Source organism: Actinomadura keratinilytica (assembly GCF_039539665.1).
Classification (GTDB): Bacteria; Actinomycetota; Actinomycetes; order Streptosporangiales; family Streptosporangiaceae; genus Spirillospora; species Spirillospora keratinilytica.
In genome coordinates, this window is the sequence record NZ_BAABDO010000104.1 from 1 (window position 1) to 24,036 (window position 24,036).

At 72.9% G+C, this 24,036-nt stretch carries 21 protein-coding genes and 1 pseudogene; 9 read left to right on the forward strand and 13 right to left on the reverse strand.

Annotated features, from left to right (window positions below; genetic code table 11):
- From ABD879_RS25415 to kdd, 3 genes are all read right to left on the reverse strand, one after another.
- A partial coding sequence (locus tag ABD879_RS25415; protein WP_345024131.1) for a lysine 5,6-aminomutase subunit alpha TIM-barrel domain-containing protein occupies positions 1–370 on the reverse strand: 370 nt, incomplete at its 3' end.
- Positions 371–537: 167 nt separating this feature from the next.
- Entirely contained in the window at positions 538–1,869 is a 1,332-nt protein-coding gene (locus tag ABD879_RS25420; RefSeq protein WP_345024132.1) for a DUF2252 domain-containing protein, read from the reverse strand.
- A gap of 92 nt (positions 1,870–1,961) precedes the next feature.
- Complete coding sequence (kdd, locus tag ABD879_RS25425) at positions 1,962–2,990, reverse strand: L-erythro-3,5-diaminohexanoate dehydrogenase (RefSeq protein ID WP_345024133.1); 1,029 nt, start codon at positions 2,988–2,990, stop codon at positions 1,962–1,964.
- A gap of 256 nt (positions 2,991–3,246) precedes the next feature.
- Between kdd and ABD879_RS25430 the strand changes: the two genes are divergently transcribed.
- The 3 genes from ABD879_RS25430 (at position 3,247) to ABD879_RS25440 (ending at position 7,267) form a co-directional block, all read left to right on the forward strand.
- Positions 3,247–4,623 (forward strand): KamA family radical SAM protein, encoded by a 1,377-nt coding sequence (locus tag ABD879_RS25430; protein ID WP_345024134.1) that lies wholly within the window; start codon positions 3,247–3,249, stop codon positions 4,621–4,623.
- Between the two features lie 412 nt (positions 4,624–5,035).
- Positions 5,036–6,106, forward strand: a complete 1,071-nt coding sequence (locus ABD879_RS25435) for a DUF3616 domain-containing protein (protein ID WP_345024135.1) — start codon at positions 5,036–5,038, stop codon at positions 6,104–6,106.
- 639 nt (positions 6,107–6,745) lie between these two features.
- Complete coding sequence (locus ABD879_RS25440) at positions 6,746–7,267, forward strand: FHA domain-containing protein (protein WP_345024136.1); 522 nt, start codon at positions 6,746–6,748, stop codon at positions 7,265–7,267.
- A 45-nt stretch (positions 7,268–7,312) separates the two neighbouring features.
- On the opposite strand, the gene trhA is transcribed toward ABD879_RS25440, so the two are convergent.
- The gene (trhA, locus tag ABD879_RS25445) at positions 7,313–7,984 is read right to left on the reverse strand and encodes a PAQR family membrane homeostasis protein TrhA (RefSeq protein ID WP_345024137.1); all 672 of its coding nucleotides are present in this window, start codon (positions 7,982–7,984) and stop codon (positions 7,313–7,315) included.
- A gap of 235 nt (positions 7,985–8,219) precedes the next feature.
- Between trhA and ABD879_RS25450 the strand changes: the two genes are divergently transcribed.
- Positions 8,220–9,128 (forward strand): TIGR03619 family F420-dependent LLM class oxidoreductase, encoded by a 909-nt coding sequence (locus tag ABD879_RS25450; protein ID WP_345024138.1) that lies wholly within the window; start codon positions 8,220–8,222, stop codon positions 9,126–9,128.
- 105 nt (positions 9,129–9,233) lie between these two features.
- On the opposite strand, the gene ABD879_RS25455 is transcribed toward ABD879_RS25450, so the two are convergent.
- Both ABD879_RS25455 and ABD879_RS25460 read right to left on the reverse strand, forming a co-directional pair.
- Positions 9,234–9,674: an Lrp/AsnC family transcriptional regulator gene (locus ABD879_RS25455; RefSeq protein ID WP_345024139.1), complete on the reverse strand. Its 441-nt coding sequence runs from the start codon at positions 9,672–9,674 to the stop codon at positions 9,234–9,236.
- Between the two features lie 94 nt (positions 9,675–9,768).
- Positions 9,769–10,824, reverse strand: coding sequence for a LacI family DNA-binding transcriptional regulator (locus ABD879_RS25460; RefSeq protein ID WP_345024140.1), 1,056 nt, complete (start codon positions 10,822–10,824; stop codon positions 9,769–9,771).
- 121 nt (positions 10,825–10,945) lie between these two features.
- On the opposite strand from ABD879_RS25460, the gene ABD879_RS25465 reads away from it, so the two are divergent.
- The gene (locus ABD879_RS25465) at positions 10,946–12,169 is read left to right on the forward strand and encodes an ABC transporter ATP-binding protein (protein WP_345024141.1); all 1,224 of its coding nucleotides are present in this window, start codon (positions 10,946–10,948) and stop codon (positions 12,167–12,169) included.
- 278 nt (positions 12,170–12,447) lie between these two features.
- On the opposite strand, the gene ABD879_RS25470 is transcribed toward ABD879_RS25465, so the two are convergent.
- The 5 genes from ABD879_RS25470 to ABD879_RS25490 all read right to left on the reverse strand — a co-directional run bounded on the left by ABD879_RS25470 (position 12,448) and on the right by ABD879_RS25490 (position 18,504).
- The gene (locus tag ABD879_RS25470; RefSeq protein ID WP_345024142.1) at positions 12,448–13,416 is read right to left on the reverse strand and encodes a carbohydrate ABC transporter permease; all 969 of its coding nucleotides are present in this window, start codon (positions 13,414–13,416) and stop codon (positions 12,448–12,450) included.
- Entirely contained in the window at positions 13,413–14,723 is a 1,311-nt protein-coding gene (locus ABD879_RS25475) for an ABC transporter permease (protein WP_345024143.1), read from the reverse strand. Before ABD879_RS25475 ends, ABD879_RS25470 begins: the two co-directional genes overlap by 4 nt.
- Before the next feature lie 19 nt (positions 14,724–14,742).
- Positions 14,743–16,062, reverse strand: coding sequence for an ABC transporter substrate-binding protein (locus tag ABD879_RS25480; protein ID WP_345024144.1), 1,320 nt, complete (start codon positions 16,060–16,062; stop codon positions 14,743–14,745).
- 3 nt (positions 16,063–16,065) lie between these two features.
- Positions 16,066–17,307 (reverse strand): ABC transporter ATP-binding protein, encoded by a 1,242-nt coding sequence (locus ABD879_RS25485; protein WP_345024145.1) that lies wholly within the window; start codon positions 17,305–17,307, stop codon positions 16,066–16,068.
- A gap of 369 nt (positions 17,308–17,676) precedes the next feature.
- Positions 17,677–18,504, reverse strand: a complete 828-nt coding sequence (locus ABD879_RS25490; RefSeq protein WP_345024146.1) for an SAM-dependent methyltransferase — start codon at positions 18,502–18,504, stop codon at positions 17,677–17,679.
- Between the two features lie 157 nt (positions 18,505–18,661).
- On the opposite strand from ABD879_RS25490, the gene ABD879_RS25495 reads away from it, so the two are divergent.
- The 4 genes and pseudogenes from ABD879_RS25495 to ABD879_RS25510 form a co-directional block, all read left to right on the forward strand.
- Complete coding sequence (locus ABD879_RS25495; protein WP_345024147.1) at positions 18,662–19,513, forward strand: DUF72 domain-containing protein; 852 nt, start codon at positions 18,662–18,664, stop codon at positions 19,511–19,513.
- A gap of 61 nt (positions 19,514–19,574) precedes the next feature.
- A complete protein-coding gene (locus ABD879_RS25500) occupies positions 19,575–20,183 on the forward strand; it encodes a methyltransferase domain-containing protein (protein ID WP_345024148.1) in 609 nt (202 codons plus the stop codon).
- Between the two features lie 171 nt (positions 20,184–20,354).
- On the forward strand, positions 20,355–21,587 hold the full coding sequence (locus ABD879_RS25505) for a cytochrome P450 family protein (protein ID WP_345024149.1): 1,233 nt from the start codon (positions 20,355–20,357) through the stop codon (positions 21,585–21,587).
- A 20-nt stretch (positions 21,588–21,607) separates the two neighbouring features.
- A pseudogene (locus ABD879_RS25510) lies at positions 21,608–21,991 on the forward strand (ABC transporter permease); the annotation flags it as partial.
- Positions 21,992–22,108: 117 nt separating this feature from the next.
- Here the strand turns inward: ABD879_RS25510 and ABD879_RS25515 are convergent.
- Entirely contained in the window at positions 22,109–23,122 is a 1,014-nt protein-coding gene (locus ABD879_RS25515) for a sugar phosphate isomerase/epimerase family protein (protein WP_345024150.1), read from the reverse strand.
- Between the two features lie 110 nt (positions 23,123–23,232).
- On the reverse strand, positions 23,233–24,036 hold an 804-nt coding region (locus tag ABD879_RS25520), incomplete at its 5' end, for a sugar phosphate isomerase/epimerase family protein (RefSeq protein WP_345024151.1).

Consider the following 24,036-nt stretch of genomic DNA (forward strand, 5'->3'; position numbering starts at 1 on the left):
GCGCCGCCTCACGCGCCGCCCGCGCCGCGTCCCCGGCGGGCAGGCGGAACCGGACCCGGCCGCGGGCGGCGGCCTGCGCCAGCTCGGCCAGGGACCCGTAGGGGCCGGTCAGCAGCGCGTCCCACACCGGCAGCGCCACGCCGTGCTCGAGGCCGACCTGGCCGCGCACCGCGTCGGTGAGGTGGTTGACCCAGGGACGGCCGTCGGCGTCGGCGCCCGCCAGCCCGGCCAGGCGCAGCAGCGCCCGCTCCACCGACACCGTGGTATGGGTCCGGGCCATCTCGATGATCGGTTCCGCGGCGCGCGCGGCCAGCCGCCGGGCCGTGCGCACCGCCTCCGGATCGAGATCCAGCTTGGGCTGCGGCGTCATCGCCGTCCTCCGATCCACCGGCAATCATCCGTCTCATCGGAACATCTACGGAAGATCCTCCGGCATGCGACCCTGATTGCGCAAGAACCTATTTAACCGGCGCCGCTCACAGCCCGCCGCCCGCGTCCGGCGCCGACCGCGCGGCCGGCGCCGGACGCGAGGGGTGGTCACAGCCCCGGGATCTGGTGGTTGCGGAACGCGTCGACGAAGAGCCGGTGGTCGTCGCGCACCACCGCCGCGTACTCCATCCCGAACTCGACCATCGCCGCGACGAACGCCGACTCGTCCGGGCCGATCGCCTTGGCGATGGCCTCCTCCACCTGGAAGTCGACCAGCGTGTGGTCGGAGTCGGTGTCGGACACGCAGTGGATCTTGGCGGTGGCGCGGCCCAGGTCGTCCAGCAGCGGCAGCATCTCCTCCGGCTCGGTCAGCCCCGACCAGTCCAGGTCCTCCTCGTAGGGCGACAGCTCCTGCACCACATAGCCCACGCCGTCGATCTGCGTGTACCCCAGCCACGGGTCGGTGTTGGCCTGCAGCGCCCGCCGCGACACCGCCGTGCGGTGGCCGTGGTGCAGGAAGTAGCCGCGGATGCGCTCATCGTCCACCACCCGGCTGGGCGCGGCCACGTTCCCCTGCTTCACCGACAGGATGACGTCGTTCTCCAGCGCCTGCGTGTGCCCCTCCACCAGCACGTTGTAGGCCGACAGCCCGGCCGACCCGATGCCGAAGCCCGACGCGCCCACGATGTCCTTGACCCGGTAGGTCAGGCTGCCGAACCGCTTGTCCTCGGGGATGGTGCGCAGGTACTCCTCGTAGGCCCGCTCGACCTTGGCGCGCTCCGCCTCGTCCAGCCGCCGCACCCCCGGCCCCTCGCGGAAGCGCCGCTCGTGCCGCTCGACGACCGTCTTGTCCTCCAGCAGCCCGATGCGGGTCGACGACAGCGCCGAGATCAGCACCTGGCGGACGTGCCCGTCGGTGTTGTCCAGGGTCAGCGCGAAGCCCTGGTCGTCGCCGTGCTCGGCGAAGGAGCGCACCTGGTCGACGTAGGCGCGCACATACGTCTCGATCATCCGGTGGATGTCGGCGTCGGAGATCGCCTTGGCCCACGCCAGCAGCGCCACGCTGGCCACCAGCCGCTTGACGTCCCAGGTGAAGTGCCCGACGTAGGCCTCGTCGAAGTCGTTGACGTCGAAGACGAACACCCCGTCGTCGCTCATGTAGGTGCCGAAGTTCTGCGCGTGCAGGTCGCCCTGGATCCACACCCGGCTGGTGCGCTCGTCGGCCCACGGGTCGTCGTCGTGCACGATGTCCGCGTAGAACAGGCAGGCGCTGCCCCGGTAGAAGGCGAACGGGTCGGCGGCCATCTTCCGGAACCTGCGGCGGAAGTCGGCGGGACTGCGCTCCATCAGATGCGCGAAGGCCTCGACCAGCACGTCGACGATCTGCCGCTGCCGCTCCTGCGGGGTCTTCTCCCGCAGGGACCGGGTGATGCTCGCCATCTACTGTTCTCTTTTCTGCTCTCGAACGCCGGGCGCGCCCCCTCCCCGGAGTCCGGGTCCGGGCGCCCCCGCCGCTACCGGACGTACCCGAGTCATTGTGCCGAACCACCCCCCGTCCGGGCGGTGAACAACGCGCGAACCCCGGGCACCGACCGAACGAGATCCAGCGCCATCCGGGCGTGTCCGGGCACGAACCCGTTGCCGATCAGCATCGTGACGTCCGCGGCCAGCCCCTCGGCGCCCAGCGCCGCCGCCGGGAACGAGGTCGCCATCGAGAAGAACACCACCGTCCCGCCCGGCGCGGTGCCCAGGATCGCCCCGTGCTCGCACCCGGGCACGTCCACGCACAGCACCGTCACGTCGGCGGGCTCCCCCAGCGCCTCCGCCACCGCCACCGGGTCGCGCGCGTCCGCCACCACCACCGCGTCGGCCAGGCCGGACGCCTCCAGCCGCCGCCGCTCGTCCTCATCGGGCACCAGCCCCACCGTGCGCGCCGCCCCCGCCCGCCGCGCCGCCGCCAGCGACAGCGACCCGCTCTTGCCCGCCCCGCCCAGCACCGCCACCACCGGGGGCGCGCCCCTGCCGACCCGCTCGGCCACCACGCGGTGGGTGAGCGCGGGCGCGCCGCACACGTCCATCACCGCCAGCGCCAGCGGCATCGGCAGGTCGTCGGGCAGCACGGCGGCGATGGAACGGGCGAACAGGATGGCGTGCCCCTCGGCCGGCACCTGCTCGGACCGGCCGTCCCACCGGGCCAGCCCGTCGGTGATCGCCAGCGGCGTGAGCGTCAGCGACACCAGCGTGGCGATGCGGTCCCCCGGCCGCAGGCCGAGCGGCGAGGCGGGACCGGCCTCGTCGACGACACCGACGAGCATGCCGCCCGAGCCGGTCACCGGGTTGTGCATCTTGCCGCGCTCGGCCACGATGCCCAGCACGGCCCGGCGCAGCGCCTCGGCGTCGTCCCCGTGCTCGGTGCGCAGCTGCCGGTAGGACGCGGCGTCCAGGTTCAGCCGCTCCACCCGGACCCGCACCTCGTCGGGCCGGATGCGCGGATCGGCGTCCAGCCGGCGCGCGGCCTGCGGCAGCACGCCGCGCGGCTCCAGCACCCGATGCAGCCCCACCGCGGTCCCCGCCGAAGCGGCCGCCGGCGTGCCCGCCGATGTCCCCGCCGCGGTTGCGGCCGCCCCCTCCGCGCCCGGAGCGGCGCCGGAGCTTTCGGGCTCGCTGCGAAGTTCGGTCATCTCTGTCCCGCCTCGCCTTCCCTGTCCGAAAGTGAATCTGTAGATTATCCCGGACAGCACTGGTTCATCCGGAAGTCTTCCCGTAACGTCCGTCTTATACAAGAGTTTGTCCGCAGCACGTCGCGAGAGGTCAACGATGACCACTGCCCTGCACTCCCAACCGGACACCGCCCGCGGCCCCGGCGGGCCGGCCGAGCAGCCCTACGCCTACCGGCGCCGCCCCCTGGTCGAACCCGACTGGCGCCGCCTTCCGGGCTGGCGGGACGTCACCACGGCCGAATGGGAGTCGGCCCAGTGGCAGCGCGCCCACTGCGTCAAGAACATCCGGCAGCTGCGGCAGGTGATGGGCGGCCTGCTCGACGAGTCCTTCTACGCCGACCTGCAGCGCGACCAGGACGAGCGCGCCACCATGTCCATGCTCGTCACGCCGCAGATGCTCAACACCATGGACACCGCCTCCACCGAGGCGTTCTACGCCGACCCGGTGCGCCGCTACATGATCCCGGTGTTCAGCGACCGCCGCACCGACTGGCCGTCCCACCCCCGCGCCACCCGCGACTCCCTGCACGAGGCCGAGATGTGGGCCGTCGAGGGCCTCACCCACCGCTACCCCACCAAGGTCCTGGCCGAACTGCTGCCCACCTGCCCGCAGTACTGCGGCCACTGCACGCGCATGGACCTGGTCGGCAACTCCACCCCGGCCGTCGACAAGCACCGCTTCACCGTCCGGCCGCCCGACCGGCACCAGGCCATGCTCGACTACCTGCGCCGCACCCCCACCGTGCGCGACGTCGTCGTCTCCGGCGGCGACGTGGCCAACCTGCCCTGGCCGCGCCTGGAATCCTTCGTCGACGCCCTGCTGGACATCGACGGCATCCGCGACATCCGCCTGGCCACCAAGGCGCTCATGGGCCTGCCCCAGCACTGGCTGCAGGACGACGTCCGCGCGGGCATGGAGCGCCTCGCCGCCAAGGCGCACCGGCGCGGCGTGCAGATCGCCGTCCACACCCATGTCAACGCCGCCCGGTCCGTCACGCCCCTGGTCGCCAGGGCGGCACGCGGCCTGCTCGACACCGGCATCCGCGACGTCCGCAACCAGGGGGTGCTGCTGCGCGGTGTCAACGACTCCCCCGCCGCACTGCTCGACCTGTCGTTCGCCCTGCTCGACGAGGCCGGGATCATGCCCTACTACCTCTACATGTGCGACATGATCCCGTTCAGCGAGCACTGGCGGCTGGCGGTCTGGGAGGCCCAGCGGCTGCAGCACGCCATCATGGGCTACCTGCCCGGCTTCGCCACCCCCCGGATCGTGTGCGACGTGCCGTACGTGGGCAAGCGCTGGGTGCACCAGCTCGCCGACTACGACCGCGAACGCGGCATCTCCTACTGGACCAAGAACTACCGCACCGGCCTGGAGGCCGCCGACCCCGACGCCCTCACCCGCCGCTACGAGTACTACGACCCCATCTACACCCTCCCCGAGTCCGGCCAAGAATGGTGGCGAAGCCACTGACCTGACCCGCCCCGCCCGGCCCCGCCCCGCCGAACGCCTCCGCCTTCGACAGGTGCTCGGCCGGCCGGGCCGGTGCGCCCCCGGCCCCGGCGATGACGCGGCTCGAACCTGCCGGCGGCCGGCCCGAGGTCGAGGCGCCCTCCGCGCCGGCCGCCCGCACCCCCTGTCCCAGCGCGTCATGCGCGACGCTGCTGCTTTCGTTGTCGGTGGTGCAGGTCAGTGCGGTTTCGGTTTCCATGTTCGTCTGCCGGCAGGCGCTCAAGCCGACTGCCTTTACATTGTAGATTTTTTGCGGAGACGGCGGGCGAGCAGGCGGGCGGCGAAACCGGAGGCGGCGCGGCGGCGTCGGAGAGAGATCGCTCGGGGCATCCCGGGCGAGAACGTCACGACGGATGAGTGGGGGCATCTGCGCATGGTCGTGGAACGCCAGGTCGAACTGGTCTTCGGACAGGAGAGCCGGGAGGCCGGGACGCACACCAACCTGTCCGCCGTCCGCCAGGACGGCCGCTGCCTGTGGGTGGCCGGGGACGAGACCGCCACCGTCGAGCGGCTGACGGCGGCGGGCGACGGCGAGCGGGTGGCCGGCTACGGCGGCCAGCTCACCGTGCCGCTGGCCGACCTGGTCCCGCTGCCCGCCGGACGCGACGAGGAGGCCGACATCGAGGGCCTGGCCCGCGCCGACGGCTGGCTGTGGGCGATCGGCTCGCACAGCCTCAAGCGCAAGAAGATCAAGGACGGGCAGTCGGCCGCCAAGGCCCGCAGGCGGCTGGCCACCGTCGTCCGCGAGGACAACCGCTTCATCCTGGCCCGCATCCCCCTGGTCGCCGGCGCCGACGGGCTGCCCGAGCCCGTCCGCCGCGACGGCGGGCGCACCGCCGCCGTCCTCGGCGGACGCGGCGACTCCATCACCGATCTGCTGGCCGGCGACCCGCACCTGGCGCCGTTCCTGCACCTGCCGGGCAAGGACAACGGCGTCGACATCGAAGGCGTCGCCGCCCACCGCGACCGCCTGTACGCGGGGCTGCGCGGCCCGGTGCTGCGCGGCTGGGCCGTGGTCGTCGAGATCCGCCCGGAGACGCATCCCGACGACCCGCACCGGCTGCGCCCGCGCCCGATCGACGGCGAGCCGTACCGCACGCACTTCCTCGACCTGGACGGGCTCGGGGTGCGCGACATGTGCCCGCACGGCGACGACCTGCTCCTGCTCACCGGGCCGAGCATGGACCTGGACGGTCCGGTGCGCGTGGTGCGCTGGCCCGGCGCGGCCGTCGCCGACTCCCCCGGCGTGGTGCCCGCGTCCGACCTGGAGGTGCTGGGCGAACTGCCGTACGGGCAGGGGGACGACCACGCCGAGGGCATCGCCGTCCTGGACGAGTCCGACGCGTCCGCGCTGCGGCTGCTCGTCGTCTACGACAGCCCGTCGCCGGCGCGGCTGACCGAGCGCGGCGGCGTCCTGGCCGACGTGGTCGCCTTCAAGCTCTGACCCCCGTCCGGCGGGCCGGCCTCCAGGTGATCCGCGCCCCCTCGAGCCCTGAACCGGATACGCACCGACCCGTATACGGGTTATCAGTACGTGAAAACACGGATGCACTGCGTCACAGGATTCCGCCACTTCCGGGGAGTCGCGGATGACCTGTCCAGAAGGTCGCCCCATTGTCACCCTGTAGCTGCATGCTGTTACTTCACGTAACCGATTCGGGACGCTGCGTACTGCTAGGTTTTCGACCGGCCGCCCAGCCGCCGCCCCTCACCCCGGCGGGCGGCCTCGCGGCGCTCACGTCGGGCCGGCCGGTCCGATGCGCGACCGGAGCCTGCTGCGCGGCTGATCGACCGCGTCGCCGACGCCCTCGGTCACCTCGCGACGATGTGCACCGCCGCAAGGCCGTGCCGGACGCCGAGCCCTCCCCCGGCATCCGGCACGGCCGCCCCGACCCCCGATCCGACCGGCCGGAGCGCGCCGTGCGGCGGCCCGGAAAAGGCGCGAACCCGAGCGCCGGAGACGTCGTCCTACAGGCCGAGGAGGGGCGAAAGTGATCTTTCTTCCCTCGCTTGCGGGCTTTTCTGGACAGGCGACGACGGGATCTGGATACTCACAGCTATGGACGGTCAGCCCTCATATCCGGTGAGAGCGTCCGATATGGAGCGCGACCGGGTGCTGCGTGTGCTCAGCGATCGCGTGGCCGAGGGCCGGATGTCCCAGGAGACGTTCGAACGCCGCGTGGACCAGGTGCTGCGCGCCCGCAGCCAGGCCGAACTCGCCGACATCGTGCACGACCTGCCCACCGGCAACCGGATGGTGGACCGGCTGACCGGGCTGGTGTCCCAGGTGTCGCAGGTGACCGCGCGGCTGGAGGCGGCCTGGCGGACGCCCCGGCTGCCCCGGTTCGTGCTGCCGGGCAACGGGCTCACCCGGGTGCTCATCGGCCGCGCCCCGGGGTGCCAGTTCATCCTCACCGACCTGACCGTCTCCCGGTTCCACGCCGAGATCTACCGCGCCGGCGACGGCTGGATGATCTCCGATCTGGGGTCGATGAACGGCACCCGGGTCAACGGCTGGCGGCTGACCGGGCCCGCGCGGGTGCGGCCGGGCGACGAGATCGGCTTCGGCAATTCCAGCTTCATCGTGACCGCCCCGTCCGCCTAGGCGCGGGCGGCCCGTCGTCCCCTCGGCCGAAACCCCGGCGGGGCGTCAGACCGTGCCGGCGCGGTAGACGACGAACGACACCGCTATGTACTGCAGCACGTAGGCGGCCACGGTGAGGGCGTGGAACACCTCGTGGAAGCCGAACCAGCGCGGGGAGGGGTCGGGGCGGCGCAGGCCGTAGACGAGGCCGCCGATGCTGTACAGCACACCGCCCAGCGCCACGAGCACCGCGACGGTGACGCCCGAGCCCTCCAAGAACTGCGGGACGAAGAAGGCCGCCACCCAGCCCAGGCCGATGTAGAGGGCGGTGTAGAGCCAGCGCGGGGCGCGGATCCACAGCACGCGGAACAGGACCCCCGCGACGGCGCCCGCCCACACCACCGACAGCACGATCGCCCGTACCGCGCCCTCCAGGATCAGATAGGCGAACGGCGTGTAGGTGCCGGCGATGATCAGGTAGATGTTGGCGTGGTCGCAGCGGCGCAGCCACTCCGCGACGCGGTCGGACCAGCGGCCGCGGTGGTAGGCCGCCGACACCCCGAACAGCAGCGCCGAGGTCAGCGCGTAGACCGCCGCGCACAGCCGCGAGCCCACGGTGGGGCCGAGCGCGACCAGCAGCAGCCCCGCGACCAGAACCAGAGGGAACGTCCCCGCGTGCAGCCAGCCGCGCAGTTTCGGCTTGACCGCCTGCGCGAGGTCCGCCGCCGCCTGCCTCACCGCGCACCTCCCTTGCCGCCGGGGGTTTCAGCGTAGCCCGGCCCCCGGTCCCTTGATCACAGGAATGCCAGGGTGATTCCCGGCACGTTTCCACGGGATGGTTACGCAGCGCACAAGGCCGCGTGCCTTGACAAAGTAAGGCGCATTCCGGTGACCGGTAGGGTCGCCCTGTCCGGGCACGGGAGACGCGTCCGGGGCCTGCGGACGTCAGGAGCGAGCGGGAGGGAGCACGCCTGTGCGGATCGGGTTCGCGGTGCCGGTGTCGGGAGGATGGGCGACGCCGCACAACCAGGTCGAGGTCGCGCGGCAGGCCGAGGAGCTCGGCTACCACTCGGTCTGGACGCTGCAGCGGCTGCTGAACCCGGCCGACTCCGCCGACCTCACCTACCGCAATGTGCCCGACCCGCTGCTGACGCTGGCGTACCTGGCGGGGCGGACCGACCGCGTCCGCCTGGGCGTGGCGGTGGTCAACATGCCGTTCCTCTCCCCCGTCCTGCTCGCCAAGCAGGCCGCCACGCTCGACCGCCTGTCGGACGGGCGGCTCGACCTGGGGCTGGGTCTGGGGTGGATGCCCGAGGAGTTCGCCGCCGTGGGCGCGCCCATGGAGCGGCGCGGGGCGCGCGCCGAGGAGTTCCTGGCCGTGCTGCGCACGCTGTGGGGCGACGAGGTCAGCCGGTTCGACGGCGAGTTCTACCGGGTCCCGCCCGTGCGGATGGAGCCCAAGCCGGTGCAGACCCCCGAGCCGCCGGTGCTGCTCGGCGGGGCGTCCGAGCCCGCGCTGCGCCGCGCCGGACGGCTGGCCGCGGGCTGGGTCGGCTCCAGCCGCGCCGACCTGACCGCCATCGGACGGTCCGTCCGGGTGGTGCGCCAGGCCGCCGAGCGGGCGGGGCGCGATCCGGACGCGCTGCGCTTCGTGTGCCGGGGCGCCGTCCGGCTGCGCGCGCCGGGCCTGCCGGACCGCCGCCCGCTGACCGGTTCGCCGGAGGAGGTGCGCGGCGACATGGCCGAGCTGGCCGCGCAGGGCGTCACCGAGCTGTTCGTGGACCTGAACTTCGACCGGGAGCTGACCGGCCCGGACGCCGATCCGGCGCGGTCGATGTCCGTCGCCCGGGAGGCGCTGGAGGCGTTCGCCCCCCGTGGCTGAGAGCGGTGCCCGCCCGGACTCACCGGGCCGGGCGGGGGCCGGGCGGCCGCCGGTCAGGTCCGGGGGGGATCGCCGGCGGCCGCGGAAAACGAGGGCCGGGTGCCGTCACAGCTTGGGACGGCGGCCCTCCCAGGGGGTGCTGAGGACGACCGTGGTGCGGGTGGCCACGTTGGCCTCGGCGCGGATCTTCTGGAGCAGGTCCTCCAGCTCGTTCGGCGATCCGACGCGGACCTTGAGGATGTAGCTCTCGTCGCCCGCGACCGAGTGGCACGCCTCGATGGCCGACAGATGGGCCAGCCGTTCGGGCGCGTCGTCGGGTGCCGACGGGTCGATCGGTTTGATCGACACGAACGCGGTCATCGGCAGCCCGATCCGCTCGTGGTCGAGCACCGCGGTGAAACCCTTGATCACACCGCGCTTCTGCAGCCGGCGCACCCGCTGGTGCACCGCCGACACCGACAGGCCGGTCTCCTTGGCCAGGTCGGTGAAGCTCATCCGGCCGTCGTCGGCCAGCAACCCCATGATCTGGCGATCGATCTCCTCCACCCCGAAAATCTAGCGTGCCCGCGCGACACGCCGCAGAATCTTCGGCGAGCGGACCGCGCCGGAATCGGCCCGCGGCCCGTTGCGGCGGGGCGGTTCAGCGCCCCGCCGCACGGGACGAGGCGGTCCGCGGGGAGCGGGGCGGGCCGCAGCTGCCCCGGATCACCAGCTCGGTCGGCAGCAGGACGGGGCGGGCCGCGCGCAGGGGGCGGTCGCGCAGCAGCATCTCGCACGCGCGGTAGCCGATGTCGTAGGCCGGACGCGCCACCACGGTCAGCGGCGGGTCGCACAGCTCCGCCCACGGCACGTCGTCCACCATCGCGATCGACACGTCGGCGGGGACCCGCAGGTCCAGCTCGCGGGCCACCAGCACCGCCGCCTCGCCGAGCAGGTGCCCGGCGGCCAGCACGGCGGTGACGTCGGTGCGCCGCTGCAGCAGGCCGGCCGCGGCGGCGTAGGCGGAGTCGCGGGCGGGCCGCGCGGACACGATGAGGTCCTCGTCGGCGGCGACGCCCAGCTCGGCCAGGGTGTCGCGGAACGCGCGCTCGCGCACGCCGGCGGCGACGCCGAGCTCGGCCGCGCCGAGGAAGGCGATGCGCCGGTGCCCGAGCCCCACCAGGTACTCCACCAGCGTCCGGACGCCGGAGCGGTCGTCGGCCAGCACGGCGGGGATCTCGTGCAGGCCGGGCAGCGCCCGGTCGGCGAACACCACGCGGGCGCCCGAGCGCACCGCGGCCCGCCAGCCCGCCCCGGACCCGGACGCGGCGGGCAGCGCGATGACGCCGGCCAGCCGCTGCTCGACCAGCCGGTCGACGATCTCGGCCTCGCGGGCGGGGTCGCCGTGCGCGGCGTCCAGCACCAGGTGCTCGCCGAGGGAGCGGGCGCAGGCCAGCACGCCGTCGATGAGCCCGGCGCAGAACGGGTCGGTGACGTCGGGCACCACCAGTCCGATGCCGCCGCTGCGCCGCAGCCGCAGCCCGCGGCCGAGGGCGCTCGGCCGGTAGTCCAGCTCGCGGGCGGCGGCCAGCACCCGTTCGCGGGTGCGCTCGCTGACCGCCCCGGTGCCGGAGAACACCCGCGAGACGGTGGCGATGCCGACGCCGGCCGCCGCCGCCACGTCCTTGATGGTCGCTGATCCGCGTTCGGTGGTCACCGTGCCGATTTTTCCACGAGCACCCTTGCCTTGGAAACGTTTCCATGAGTTTTAATCCTCCCCATGGAAATGAGCCCACATCCAGAGCATGGGCTGGAAACGTTTCCATCGGAGGGATGAGATGGCCAAGATCGTGCTGGACCGGGTCGACAAGGTGTACGCCGGCGGCGTCAAGGCGGTGGACGGGCTCAACCTGGAGATCCGCGACGGCGAGTTCATGGTGCTGGTCGGCCCGTCGGGCTGCGGCAAGTCCACGGCGCTGCGGATGATCGCCGGGCTGGAGGAGATCAGCAGCGGCAAGATCTCCATCGGCGACCAGGTGGTCAACGACCTGGCGCCCAAGGACCGCGACATCGCGATGGTGTTCCAGAACTACGCGCTGTACCCGCACATGACCGTCGCGCAGAACCTGGAGTTCGGCCTGAAGCTGCGCGGCGTGAGCAAGGAGGAGCGGCGCAAGAAGGTCGAAGAGGCCGCCAAGATGCTCGGCCTCGAGCAGTACCTGTCGCGCAAGCCCGCGGCGCTGTCCGGCGGTCAGCGGCAGCGGGTCGCGATGGGCCGCGCGATCGTCCGCGAGCCGCAGGCGTTCCTGATGGACGAGCCGCTGTCCAACCTGGACGCCAAGCTGCGCGTGTCGATGCGCGCGTCGCTGAGCCAGCTGCACGAGCGGCTCGGTGTCACCACGGTGTACGTCACCCACGACCAGATCGAGGCCATGACCCTCGGCGACCGGGTGTGCGTGCTGCGGGAGGGCAAGCTGCAGCAGGTCGACACGCCGCAGCGGCTGTTCGACAGCCCGGTCAACCTGTTCGTCGCCGGGTTCATCGGCTCGCCCGCCATGAACTTCGTGACCGCCGAGCTGACGCGCGGCGACGGCGGCGCGCGGGTGGCGTTCGCCGGGTACACCCTGCCGGTGCCCGACGAGGTGCTGGACGGCAAGCCCGGGCTGGACGGCTACCTCGGCAAGAAGGTCGTCCTGGGCGTGCGGCCGTCGGACTTCGAGGACGCCGCGCACGCCAAGCCCGACTGGGCGCCGCTCACCGTGACCAGCACCGTCACCGAGGAGCTGGGCAGCGAGATCAACGTGATCTTCACGATCGACGCGCCGCCGGTGGAGCACAAGGACACCGCCGACCTGGCCGAGGACGCCGCCGAGGGCGACGGCGACGGCGCCATCCCGCTCACCGACAACAAGGCGCTGTGGACCGCACGCGTCAACGCCCGCTCGCACGCGCGGCCCGGCCAGACCGTCGAGCTGGCCGTCGACACCCGCCGCCTGCACTTCTTCGACCCGGCCACCGGCCTGGCGATCGGCCACCCGGACGCCGCCGGCGCGGCCGGCTGACGTGCCGCCGCCGGGGCCGCCCGCCCGAACCGCGGCCGGCGGCCCCCGGCGGGGCGCACGGAGAACCCCGGAAAGGCGCACACGGTGAGGCCCCCGGGACGAGGAGTCCCGGGGGCCTCACCGCGGTACCCGGTGCACGCCCGGGCCTTGTCCACAGGTCGTCCACAGACTGTGGGTTGTGTGACTCTCCGTAACCGCCAGGACGGAGGCCGGCCGCCCGGCGGCCGACCTGCGTTCATCCGCTCGTCTCCCTCACCGGAGCCCGCCCGGGCCGCGCGTCACTTGACCGAGCCCGCGAGGACGCCCTGCACGAAGTAGCGCTGGAAGGCGAAGAACACGGCCAGCGGGATGACCAGCGACAGGAACGCGCCCGGCGCCAGGATGTCGATGTTGCCGGTGAACTGCCGCATCTGCGACTGCAGCCACTTGGTCATCGGCTGCGACTCGGTGTCGGCGAACACCAGCGCGACCAGCAGGTCGTTCCACACCCACAGGAACTGGAAGATGCCCAGGGACGCGATGGCCGGACCGCCCAGCGGGAACACCACCCGCCGGAAGATCGTCCACTCCGTCCCGCCGTCCATCCGCGCCGCCTCCAGCAGGTCGCGCGGGATCCCGGCGAAGAAGTTGCGCAGCAGGAAGATCGCGAACGGCAGGCCGAACGCCACGTGGAACAGCACCACGCCGGTGATCGAGCCGAACATCTGGAACCCGCCGAACTCGATCTTGCCGTACAGCTTGGCCACCGGGATCAGCGCCACCTGGACCGGCACCACCAGCAACGCCACCACCAGCAGGAACAGCCAGTCGCGGCCGGGGAACTCCAGCCAGGCGAAGGCGTAGGCGGCCAGCGCCGCGATCACCACCACCAGCAGCGTGGACGGCACGGTGATCAGCACCGTGTTCCAGAACGAGTCGACGAAGTCGGGCTTGTCGAGCAGCGCCGAGTACGACTCGACGGTCAGCTGGGACGGCTCGGTGAACACCTGCCACCAGCCGCCGGCGGCGTTGTCCTCGTTGGACCGCAGCGACGCCACCAGCAGCCCGAACGTCGGCACCAGCCAGAACAGCGCCACCAGGACCAGGACGACCTGGACCGCTCCCCCGCCGACCCGGGACACCAGCCGGGACGCCGCACTCCGCCGCGGGGCGCCCGCCGCCCCGTTCGCCCCGTCCGTGCCGCCCGTCGCGCCGCCGGCGCCGACCGCGTCCGGACCGGGCCGCTCCGCTGCGCTCGCCGTGCTCATCTGCGCTCCTGCCGTAGCCGCCGGATGTTGAACAGCATGGCGGGCATGACCAGCACGAACAGCAGCACCGCGATGGCGCTGCCCGCCCCCTGGTCGTTGCCGCCGCCGAAGGACTCGGTCCACATCCGCAACGCCAGCACGCTGGCGTTGGGATCGCCGCCGCCGATGATGAACACCAGGTCGAACACCTTCAGCACGTTGATCACCAGGGTGACCAGCACGACCATCAGCACCGGCGCCAGCAGCGGGATCGTCACCCGGCGGAACACCTGCCACTCGGTGGCGCCGTCCACCCGGGCCGCCTCCAGCGCGTCGCGCGGGATGGCGGCCAGCCCGGCGGCGATCAGCACCATGGCGAAGCCCGCCCACACCCACAGGTAGGACCCGATGATCGCGGGCGTGATCAGCGTGCTGCCCAGCCACTCGGCGCCGCGGTAGGACGCGGTGAAGGTGTCCTTGGGCACCCGCACCGTGAACGTCCCGGACGGCAGGTCCTTGATCGTGAACGTGCCGTCGGCGCCGGTGGTGGCCTTGCCGACGACCTTGCCGTCCCGCACCGCCTCCACCGTGACGCCCGGCAGGCCGGACTCGCCGGGGTCGGGGGCGTTGGGCGTGCCGCCGCCCCCGCGGGTGAAGTCGAACCAGACCGTGCCGGTGAGCTCGCCGGCGCGGGCGGCGGGCGGCCGCGCGGCGGGCCGCACCTTCTCCGGCAGGTCCTCGGCCTTGACGCGCAGCAGCGGCACCAGGGCGCTCTGCCCGGCGGCGACCGGCTGCGCGCTCACCACGGCCCCGTCCTCGGCCCGCACGGGCGAGCCGTTGGTGGTGCGGGGCGCGGCGCCCGGATAGGTGACCTGGTCGCGGAAGACGTCGTGCAGCGCGACCATCGCGGCGTTGGCCACGCCCTTGTCGGGGTCCTGCTCGTACACCAGCCGGAAGATCACGCCGGAGGCGAGAAACGAGATCGCCATCGGCATGAACACCACCATCTTGAACACGGTGGCCCAGCGGACCCGCTCGGTGAGCACGGCGAACAGCAGGCCGACGATGGTGACCAGCGTCGGCGCCACCACGACCCAGATCGCGGTGTTGCGGACGGCGACCAGGTTGTCGTGCCCCTGGAACACTCCGACGTAGTTGTCCAGCCCGACGAACGAGTCGCCGGAGGCGTCGAAGAAGCTCCGCACGACCGAGTAGACGATCGGGTAGACCACCAGGAAGCCGAGCAGCAGCAGCGCCGGCAGCAGGAACACCAGCGCCAGCCAGGACGGCGGGGCGATGCCCTCGCCCCGCCCTCGGGGTTGCCTCATCGACGAACGTCCCAGTCCTTTAGTCCTTGTACGCCTTGGCGGCCTCGGACTCCAGCCGTTCCTGCGTGCCCTTGACGTCGGACGGCTTCTGCACGAAGGCGCGCAGCGCCTCCCACATGCCCTCGCCGGGGGTGGCGCCGAACGCGGCGGGCGTCAGGTCCGACAGGTCGTAGCGGGCGGCGTCCCCGGCCTGCTGCAGCTGCTGGATGAGCTGCTTGGCGACCGGGTCGGAGTAGGCGTCGGGCGCGACGTTCTTGTTGGGCGACAGGTAGCCGCCCAGCTTGGCCCAGGTGCGGCCGGACTCGGGCGAGGCCAGGAACTTCATCAGCTCCATCGCGCCCTTGGAGTCCTTGAGCGCCACGGCGATGTCGCCGCCGAGCATGGCCGGGGCGGTGTCGCCGGCCTTGGGGAAGGCGAACACCTGCGCGTCGGTGCCGACCTTGGCCTTGGTGGTGGCGATGTTGGCCGCGGCGAAGTCGCCGCCGTAGACCATGGCGGCCTTCTCCTGGCCGAACACCTGGGTGACCGACTCGTCGAACTTGGTCTTGGTGGCCTGCGCGACGCCGCCGGAGATCAGGTCGGGCTTGCCCCAGATCTCGGCGAGGGTCTGCAGCGCCTTGCCGACGGACGGGTCGGTCCACTTGATCTTGTGCTCGGCCAGCTTGTCGTACATGTCCGGGCCGGCCTGCGACAGGTAGACGTTCTCGAACCAGTCGGTCAGCGTCCAGGAGTCCTGCGGGCCGGCGGCCAGCGCCAGCGGGGTGGTGCCCGAGTCCTGCAGCGTGCCGGCGGCCTTCACCAGGTCGGCCCAGGTCTGCGGGGGCTGCACGCCGGCGTCGGAGAACACCTGCGGCCGGTACCACATGATCGACTTGTAGGCGGCCTTGACCAGCACGCCGTAGGTCTTGCCGTCGGCGGAGGCCAGGTTCTTCCAGTACGGGGAGAAGTTCTGGTCGACCTGCGCGACCACGTCCTGCGACAGCGGCTTGAGCGCGCCGTCGGCCGCGTACTGCTTGAGCAGGCCGGGCTGCGGCAGGATCGCCACGTCCGGCGGGTTGTTGGCCTGGATCCGCGGCCCGAGGTAGGCGTCGGTGTTCTCACCGGTGGAGGCGTAGGAGACCGTGGCGCCGGTCTTCTTCTCGAACTCCTTGAGCACCTCGCGGAAGTTCTTCTCCTCCTGGCCGGTCCACTTGGCCGCCACCTCGACCTTGACGCCCTTGAGCGCGCCGCCGCCCTCGGCGGTCTCCTCGCCGCCCTCGTCACCGCCGCCGCAGCCGGCGGCCGCGACCAGCAGCCCCGCCGCCAGGACGGCGCCCGTCACACGCCTGCTGACCCTCATCTGTCATCCTTCCTGGTCGCCGGACGCGGCCGGTGCCTCCCACAGCGCCGCGCCGGTGTCGATGTCGAAGAAGTGCAGCCGCCCCGTGTCGACGTGGACGACCACGGGGTCGCCGACCTTGACACGGGTGCGGGGGCTGAACCGCGCGACGAGGTCGGTGCGCGGCGCGTCCAGGGCGCCGAGCACGTCGGTGCCCGCGTCGCGGGCGAGCTCCTTGGTGTCCTCGGTGACGACCTGCGCGGCCTCGACCGCGAAGTGCACCAGCACGTCCGAGCCCATCGCCTCCACCAGGTCGGCGGTGGAGCGCAGCGTGCCGCCGGCCTCGTCGCCGCCGGAGCCGACCAGTTCGGCGTCCTCCATGTCCTCGGGGCGGATCCCGACGACCACGTCGCGGCCGAGGTAGGCGCGCAGCGCGGGCCGCTCGTCCAGCACCCGGGCCGGCACCGGCAGGGTCTGCCCGCCGACCTCCAGCCGCAGCCCGCCGTCGCCGTCGCCGTCGCGTTCGAGCCTGGCCTGCAGCAGGTTCATGGCCGGGGAGCCGATGAAACCGGCGACGAACAGGTTGGCGGGCCGGTCGTACAGCTCCTGCGGCGGCGCGACCTGCTGCAGCACGCCCTTCTTCATGACCGCCACGCGGTCGCCGAGTGTCATCGCCTCGGTCTGGTCGTGCGTGACGTAGATCGTGGTGACACCGAGGTCGCGCTGGATGCGGGCGATCTCGGCGCGCATCTGGACGCGCAGCTTGGCGTCCAGGTTGGACAGCGGCTCGTCCATCAGGAACGCCTGCGGCTCGCGGACGATCGCGCGGCCCATCGCGACCCGCTGCCGCTGGCCGCCGGACAGGTTGCGGGGCTTGCGGTCCAGGTACTCGGTGAGGCCGAGGATCCGCGCGGCGTGCTCGACCTTGGCGCGGATCTGGTCCTTGGGCATCTTGCGCAGGGACAGCCCGAAGCCGATGTTGTCGCGCACCGACAGGTGCGGGTAGAGGGCGTAGCTCTGGAACACCATAGCCACGTCGCGGTCGCGGGCGGGGACCCGGTTGACGACGCGGTCGCCGATGAGCAGGCGCCCCTCGGAGATGTCCTCCAGCCCGGCCACCATGCGCAGCGCGGTGGTCTTGCCGCATCCCGACGGCCCCACCAGCACCAGGAACTCCCCGTCGGCGATGGAGAGGTTGAGATCTCGCACGGCGCGGGTCCCGTCGGAATAGACCTTGCCCACGCCTTCCAGGACGACCTCTGCCACGACGTCTCCTCTTCTACCGCCCCTGGGGCGGACACCCCTCCCGCCGCCGGGGACCGGACCCGGCCGAACGCCCGTTCCGCCGAGCGCGTCACCCGACGGTCACACATTCGTAATATCGGCGGAACGGTGCCCCACGGTCGTACCGCCATCGGCGCCGCCCGGGCAACACGGAGGGCACGTCGTGGCAGAGATCGTTATGCGGTCGAATTCAAACGTTGTCCGCCGTGACCCTTTGTCTGCCGGAATCCAATCGCACTGTGACATTCCAGGCAGCGGCCCGGACCGGCCGGCGGTCGTCCGCAGGCGGGAGGCGGAGCGGCCGGGCGGCCCCGCGGGACCGCCCGGCCGCGGGCTCGGGCCGGCGCGCCGCTACGGCTTGCGGCCGACGCCGCAGAAGTGGGCGTACTCGGGCGGCTCGCCCCAGGGGGTGGCCTCGGGCCGCCACCGCGAGCACGACACCACGCCGGGCTCCAGCAGCTCCAGGTCCTCGAAGAACGTCCGCAGCTGCGCCGCCGAGCGGGCCACCACGGGCGTGCCGCCGCTCTCGGTCACCCCGCGGGTGGCCTCGTGCATGGCCTCGCCGTCGACCTCGTCGGTGGTGTGCGAGATCGCCACGTAGCTGCCCGAGGGCAGCGCCGCCACCAGCCGGCGCACGATGTCGCGCGCCTCGTCGTCGTCCACGATGTGGTTGAGGATGCCGAGCAGCAGCAGCGCGACGGGCCGGGAGAGGTCCAGCGTGCGCCCCGCGGCCTCCAGCAGGGGGGCGGTGTCGCGGATGTCGGCGTCGATGTAGTCGGTGACGCCCTCGGCGCTGATGTTGGTGAGCAGGGCGCGCGCGTGCACCAGCACCAGCGGGTCGTTGTCGACGTAGACCACGCGGGCGTCGGGCGCCACGCGCTGCGCCACCTCGTGGGTGTTGTCTGCGGTCGGCAGGCCGGTGCCGATGTCGAGGAACTGGCGGATGCCCTCCCCCGCCGCGAACCGCACGAACCGCCCCAGGAACGCCCGGTCGTGGCGGGCGGAGACGGCGATGTCGGGCAGCAGCCGCTTCACCATGTCCCCGGCCTCCCGGTCGGCCGGGTAGTTCTCCTTGCCGCCCAGCCAGTAGTCCCAGATGCGGGCCGAGTGCGGGACGCTGGTGTCGATCACCGGCGGCGCGGACCCGCCGTCGCGGGCGCTGGGGATGTCCTCTGCCATGGCACGGCCTCCTGCCGAGACGTTCTACGACAATCCTGACGAATGCTGACGAATCCAGTGATCACAGACTAGGGCGTCGGCGCCTCGCCCGGCTCCCCGATGCCGGCTCTTCGCCGCCGGCCCTTCGCCGCCCCGGCGCTCCGATAGCGTCTGCGCCATGCGGCTTCATGTGGGATGCGCGATGTGGTCTCATGCGCCATGGCAGGGGCGCTTCCTGCCCCATCCGCTCCCTCCGGCCGAGCGCCTGCGCGCGTACGCGAGCTGGTGCAACGCGGTCGAGGGCAACACGACGTTCTACGCGACGCCCTCCCGGAGCACCGTGGAGACGTGGGCGGCGCAGACCGGCCCGGACTTCCGCTTCCTGGTCAAGCTGCCCAGGACCATCACCCACGAGCGCCGTCTCGGCGGGGGCGAGGAGGAGCTGCGGGCCTTCCTGCACGCGATCGAACCGCTCGGGCCCCGGGCGCACGCGCTGTGGGTGCAGCTGCCGGGATCGTTCGGCCCGTCCGACCTCGGCGCGCTGGCGAGGTTCCTGCGCGGGCTGCCGCGCTCGTACGGGTGCGCCGTGGAGGTCCGCCACCGCGCGTTCTTCGAGGACGCGCGGTGCGAGCGGCAGCTGGAGCGCGTGCTCGGCGGCGTCGGCGCCGAGTGGGTGCCGTTCGACACCACCGCGTTCTTCCAGAGCCCGCCGACCAGCGACGCCGAACGGGACGCGTGGGTGAAGAAGCCGCGGCTGCCGTACCGGGCGCGCGCCCTCACCGGAAACCCGGTCGTCCGGTACCTGGGCCGCGACGACACCGCCCGCACCGTCGAGGGCTGGCGGCGCTGGGTCGGGACGGTCGCCGGATGGCTGCGCGAGGGGCGCTCGCCGACGGTGTTCGTGCACACCCCCGACAACGCCGACGCCCTGGAGCTCGCGCGGCGCTTCCACGAGGAGGTCCGGGCCGCCGTGCCGGAGCTCGAACCGCTGCCCGAACCCGTGCCCGCCGAGCCGCCGACGCTGTTCTGAGCCGACGCGACGCAGGCTCCGTGCGGCGCTGCCCGGATGCCGCCGGGATAGGGTGCGGGCCATGCGCGACGTCCCGCCGGAGCTGGCCGAACACCCCGACCGGCTGCGCTGGAACGCCAAGTACGCGCAGGCCGCCGAGGCGTTCCCCGTGCATCCGCTGGCCGAGCGCGCCCTGGCGATGCCGCTGCCGGACGGCCCGGTGCTCGACCTGGCCTGCGGCACGTCCGGCAGCGCGCTGCTGGCGGCGGCGGCCGGGCGCGCGGTGACGGCGGTGGACGTGTCGGAGGTGGCGCTCGACCGGCTCGAACGGAAGGCGCGGCGGCGCGGCCTGGGCGGCCTGATCACGCTCGTCCAGGCCGGCCTGGAGGCATGGCGGCCGCCGCCGGAAGCGTACGCGTTCGTGCTGTGCGCCGGATTCTGGGACCCGGCGGTGTTCGGCCCCGCGGCGGCGGCCGTGGCGCCCGGCGGGCTGCTCGGCTGGGAGGCGTTCACGGTCGAGGCGCGGCGCGTGCGCTCCGACCTGCCCGCCGAGTGGTGCCTGGCCCCGGGAGAGCCCGCCGCGCTGCTGCCCGGCGATTTCACGGTTGTCGACCAAAAGGACGCACCGGATCCCCAACAGGGGACCAAGCGGTGGATGCTCGCGCGGCGGGAGACCGGCCCGCGCCGGTGATCCGTCACCGCCGGGGGTTTCATGGACAGCCCGAACCCCGGTTTTCGGAACCACCGACTCACACGGCGTCCCTGACAGATGATCAAGTCGCGGTTAGGGTGCGTGGGGTGCCCGCCCGGCCCGGTCCCGGGGCCGCGCGCTTCCTTCCCCCCACGCGTTCAGGAGAGGACGATGCAGCCTTCCGCAGTCGCCCCCCTTGTCATCGATCCCACCGGCAGCGACCTGCACGGGGAGGCCGCCCGAATCCGCGAGCGCGGGCCGGTCACCCGGGTCGTGCTCCCCGGCGGCATCGAGGCCTGGGCGGTCAGCGACCCGCAGCTGATCCGGACGCTGTTCACCGATCCGCGCGTGTCCAAGGACCCGTACCAGCACTGGCCGACCTGGATCAACGGGGGCATCGGACCGGACTGGCCGCTGTTCGCCTGGGTGGTCGTGCGCAACATGCTCACCGCCTACGGCGACGACCACCGCCGCCTGCGCCGCCTGGTGTCCAGCGCGTTCACCGCGCGCCGCGTCGCCGCGATGCGGCCCCGGATCGAGGCCATCACCGCCGGGCTGCTGGACGAGCTGGACGCCCGGGCCCCCGGCGAGGTGGTGGACCTGCGCGAGGGCTACGCCTACCCGCTGCCGATCCAGGTCATCTGCGAGCTGTTCGGCATCGAGGACCGCGCCGCCCGCGAGGAGATGCGCCGCTGCACCGACTCGTTCTTCCACACCTCCGCCGGACCGGAGGAGGTCACCCGCGCCTACACCCGGATGCAGGAGCTGCTGCGCGAGCTGGTCGCCGCCAAGCGCGAGGCGCCCGGCGACGACCTGTCCTCGGCCCTGATCGCCGCCCGCGACGACGAGTCGCGGCTGTCGGAGCAGGAGCTGGTCGACACCCTGATGCTGCTGATCAGCGCGGGCCACGAGACGACCGTCAACCTGCTCGGCAACGCGGTGCACGCGCTGCTCACCCACCCCGACCAGCTGGCGCTGGTCCGGGACGGCCGGGCGGGCTGGGACGACGTGATCGAGGAGACGCTGCGCGCCGAGGGCCCGATCGCCAACATCCCGCTGCGCTTCGCGGTCGAGGACATCGCCCTGGACTGCGGTGTCACGCTGGGCAAGGGGGACCCGATCATCGCCTGCCTGGACGCGGCCGGGCGCGACCCGAACGTCAACGGGCCGGACGCCGGCGAGTTCGACGTCACCCGCTCGGTCAAGGAGCACCTGGCGTTCGGCCACGGCGTCCACTACTGCCTGGGCGCTCCCCTGGCCCGGCTGGAGGCGTCGATCGCGCTGCCCGCCCTGTTCGACCGCTTCCCCGGCATGGCGCTGGCCGCCGGTCCGGGAGAGCCCGCTCCGCAGGAGTCGTTCATCTCCAACGGGCGCCGCACGCTGCCCGTCCGCCTCAAGGGCTGACAGCACGACAGCACGCCACGATCGGGTTCCGTCCCGACGCGACCCCGCTCGAATGGCTGGCCGCGTCCGGCATGCTGCTGCTGATCAGCCTGGCGCTGACCTGGCTGTCGGTGGCGCTGGGCGCCCGGTCCAAGAGCGTCGAGAGCGCCGGCAACGCGCCCATGCCGCTGCCCCTCCTGCCGTTCCTGGGCAGCGGTTTCGCCCCCACCGACTCGATGCCGGACCGGCTGCGCTGGTTCGCCGACCACCAGCCGTTCACCCCTGTCATCGAGACCTTGCGGGGGCTGCTGCTCGGCACCGGGGTCGGTCACAACGGCGTGCTGGCCGCGGCCTGGTGCGCGGGCGGGACGGCGGCGTGCTTCCTGTGGGCGCGGCGGCTCTACGATCGCGCCCCCGTCCGCTGACCCGCGCCACGAGCCGGGCGGACGGAGCGGCCGCGCGACATCATGCGCCTCGGCGCATGGAGTCGGCGCATGGAGCGCGGCCGCTCCGCCGTTCCGGTGGTCCTCGCCGTGGTGCCGCTAGTCGTCCGAGCCGCCGAAGGCGGCGTCGAACGAGGCGGCGGGCGGCTCGATCTCGGCCAGCCGCCGGACGATCTCCAGGGCCTCCGGCGCGCCCATCAGCCGGTCCATCCCCGCGTCCTCCCACTCGATGGACACGGGCCCGTCGTAGCCGATGGTGTTGAGGGCGCGGAAGCAGTCCTCCCACGGCACGTCCCCGCGGCCGGTGGAGATGAAGTCCCAGCCGCGCCGCGGGTCGCCCCACGGCAGGTGGGAGCCGAGCCGGCCGCGGCGCCCGTCGGCCCGCCGCACCTTGGTGTCCTTGCAGTCCACGTGGTAGATGCGGTCGGCGAAGTCGAGCAGGAAGTTCACCGGGTCGATGTCCTGCCAGACCATGTGCGAGGGGTCCCAGTTGAGGCCGAACGCGGGCCGGCGCCCGACCGCCTCCAGCGTCCGCACCGCGGACCAGTGGTCGTAGGCGATCTCGCTGGGGTGCACCTCCAGGGCGAACCGCACCCCGACCTCGTCGAACACGTCCAGGATCGGGTTCCACCGCTCGGCGAAGTCGGCGTAGCCGCGTTCGATCATCGCGGGCGGCACCGGCGGGAACATCGCCACGGTGTGCCAGATCGACGAGCCGGTGAACCCGACCACCGTGCGCACGCCCAGCCTCGCCGCGGCGCGGGCGGTGTCCTTGATCTCCTCGGCGGCGCGCCGCCGCACCCCCTCCGGCTCCCCGTCGCCCCAGATCCGCGCGGGCAGGATGGCCCGGTGCCGCTCGTCGATCGGGTGGTCGCACACCGCCTGCCCGACCAGGTGGTTGGAGATCGCCCAGACCTTCAGGTCGTACTTGGCGAGCGTCTCCAGCTTGCGCGGGACGTAGGAGTCGTCGGCCAGGGCCTTGTCGACCTCGAAGTGGTCGCCCCAGCAGGCGATCTCCAGGCCGTCGTACCCCCACTGGGAGGCCAGCCGGCAGACCTCCTCGAACGGCAGGTCCGCCCACTGGCCGGTGAACAGGGTGATCGGTCGTGCCATGTCGCTCCTCGATTCGGGTCGCGGCCGCGGGCCGCGTGCAACGGGTCAGGTGCGCGGGGCCGCGTCCGGCGTGTCCAGCGTCACGCGCGCCGGGGCGCGCCCCAAGGGGGTCACCGCTTCGGGAAGCGGACGGTGCGCAGGTAGCGGTAGCCGACCTCGGCCGTGGTGAGCGGCGCGGTCGGCTGGTCGTGCTCGACGATGTACTCCACGACCCCGGCCTCCCGGGAGTGGGAGAAGATCCGCGGGAAGTCGATGGTGCCGGTGCCCAGGTCGGCGAACGAGCCGTCGGCCGCCCGGTCCTTGACGTGGAACTGCAGGACGCGGTGCCGGTGGGCGCGGATCAGCTCCACCGGGTCGCGGCCGCCCGCGACCGCCCAGTACAGGTCCAGCTCCAGATGGACGTACCCGGGGTCGGTGCGGGAGGTGATGATGTCGTAGGGCACCTCGCCGGTGGGCAGCCGCTGGAACTCGTGGGCGTGGTTGTGGTAGCCGAACCGCAGTCCGTACCGGCGGGCCAGCCGTCCCGCCGCGTTCAGGTCGTCGGCCAGCTTCTTCCACTCGTCGGCGGTGTCGAACGACGCCCAGGGCACCACCGCGAAGCGGTGTCCGAGGGCGGCGCAGTCCTCGAACACCGGGGCCATGTCCTCCGCCGGCGAGATGTGCCTGGAGGTGGCGTGCAGGCCGTGGCGGTCGAGGATCCGCCGGAACTGCGCGGCGGTGCGGCCGTGGGTGCCCGCCGGCTCCACCTTGCGGTAGCCGATGGCGGCCAGGCGGCGCAGCGTGCCCTCGACGTCCTGGGAGAGCAGGTCGCGCAGGGTGTACAGCTGGATGCTGATGGCGCCGCGCGGCACCCGGACGGCGGCGCGGCGCCCGCCGGCGTTCATCGCGGTGCCGGGGTGCGCGGCGAGCGCGGT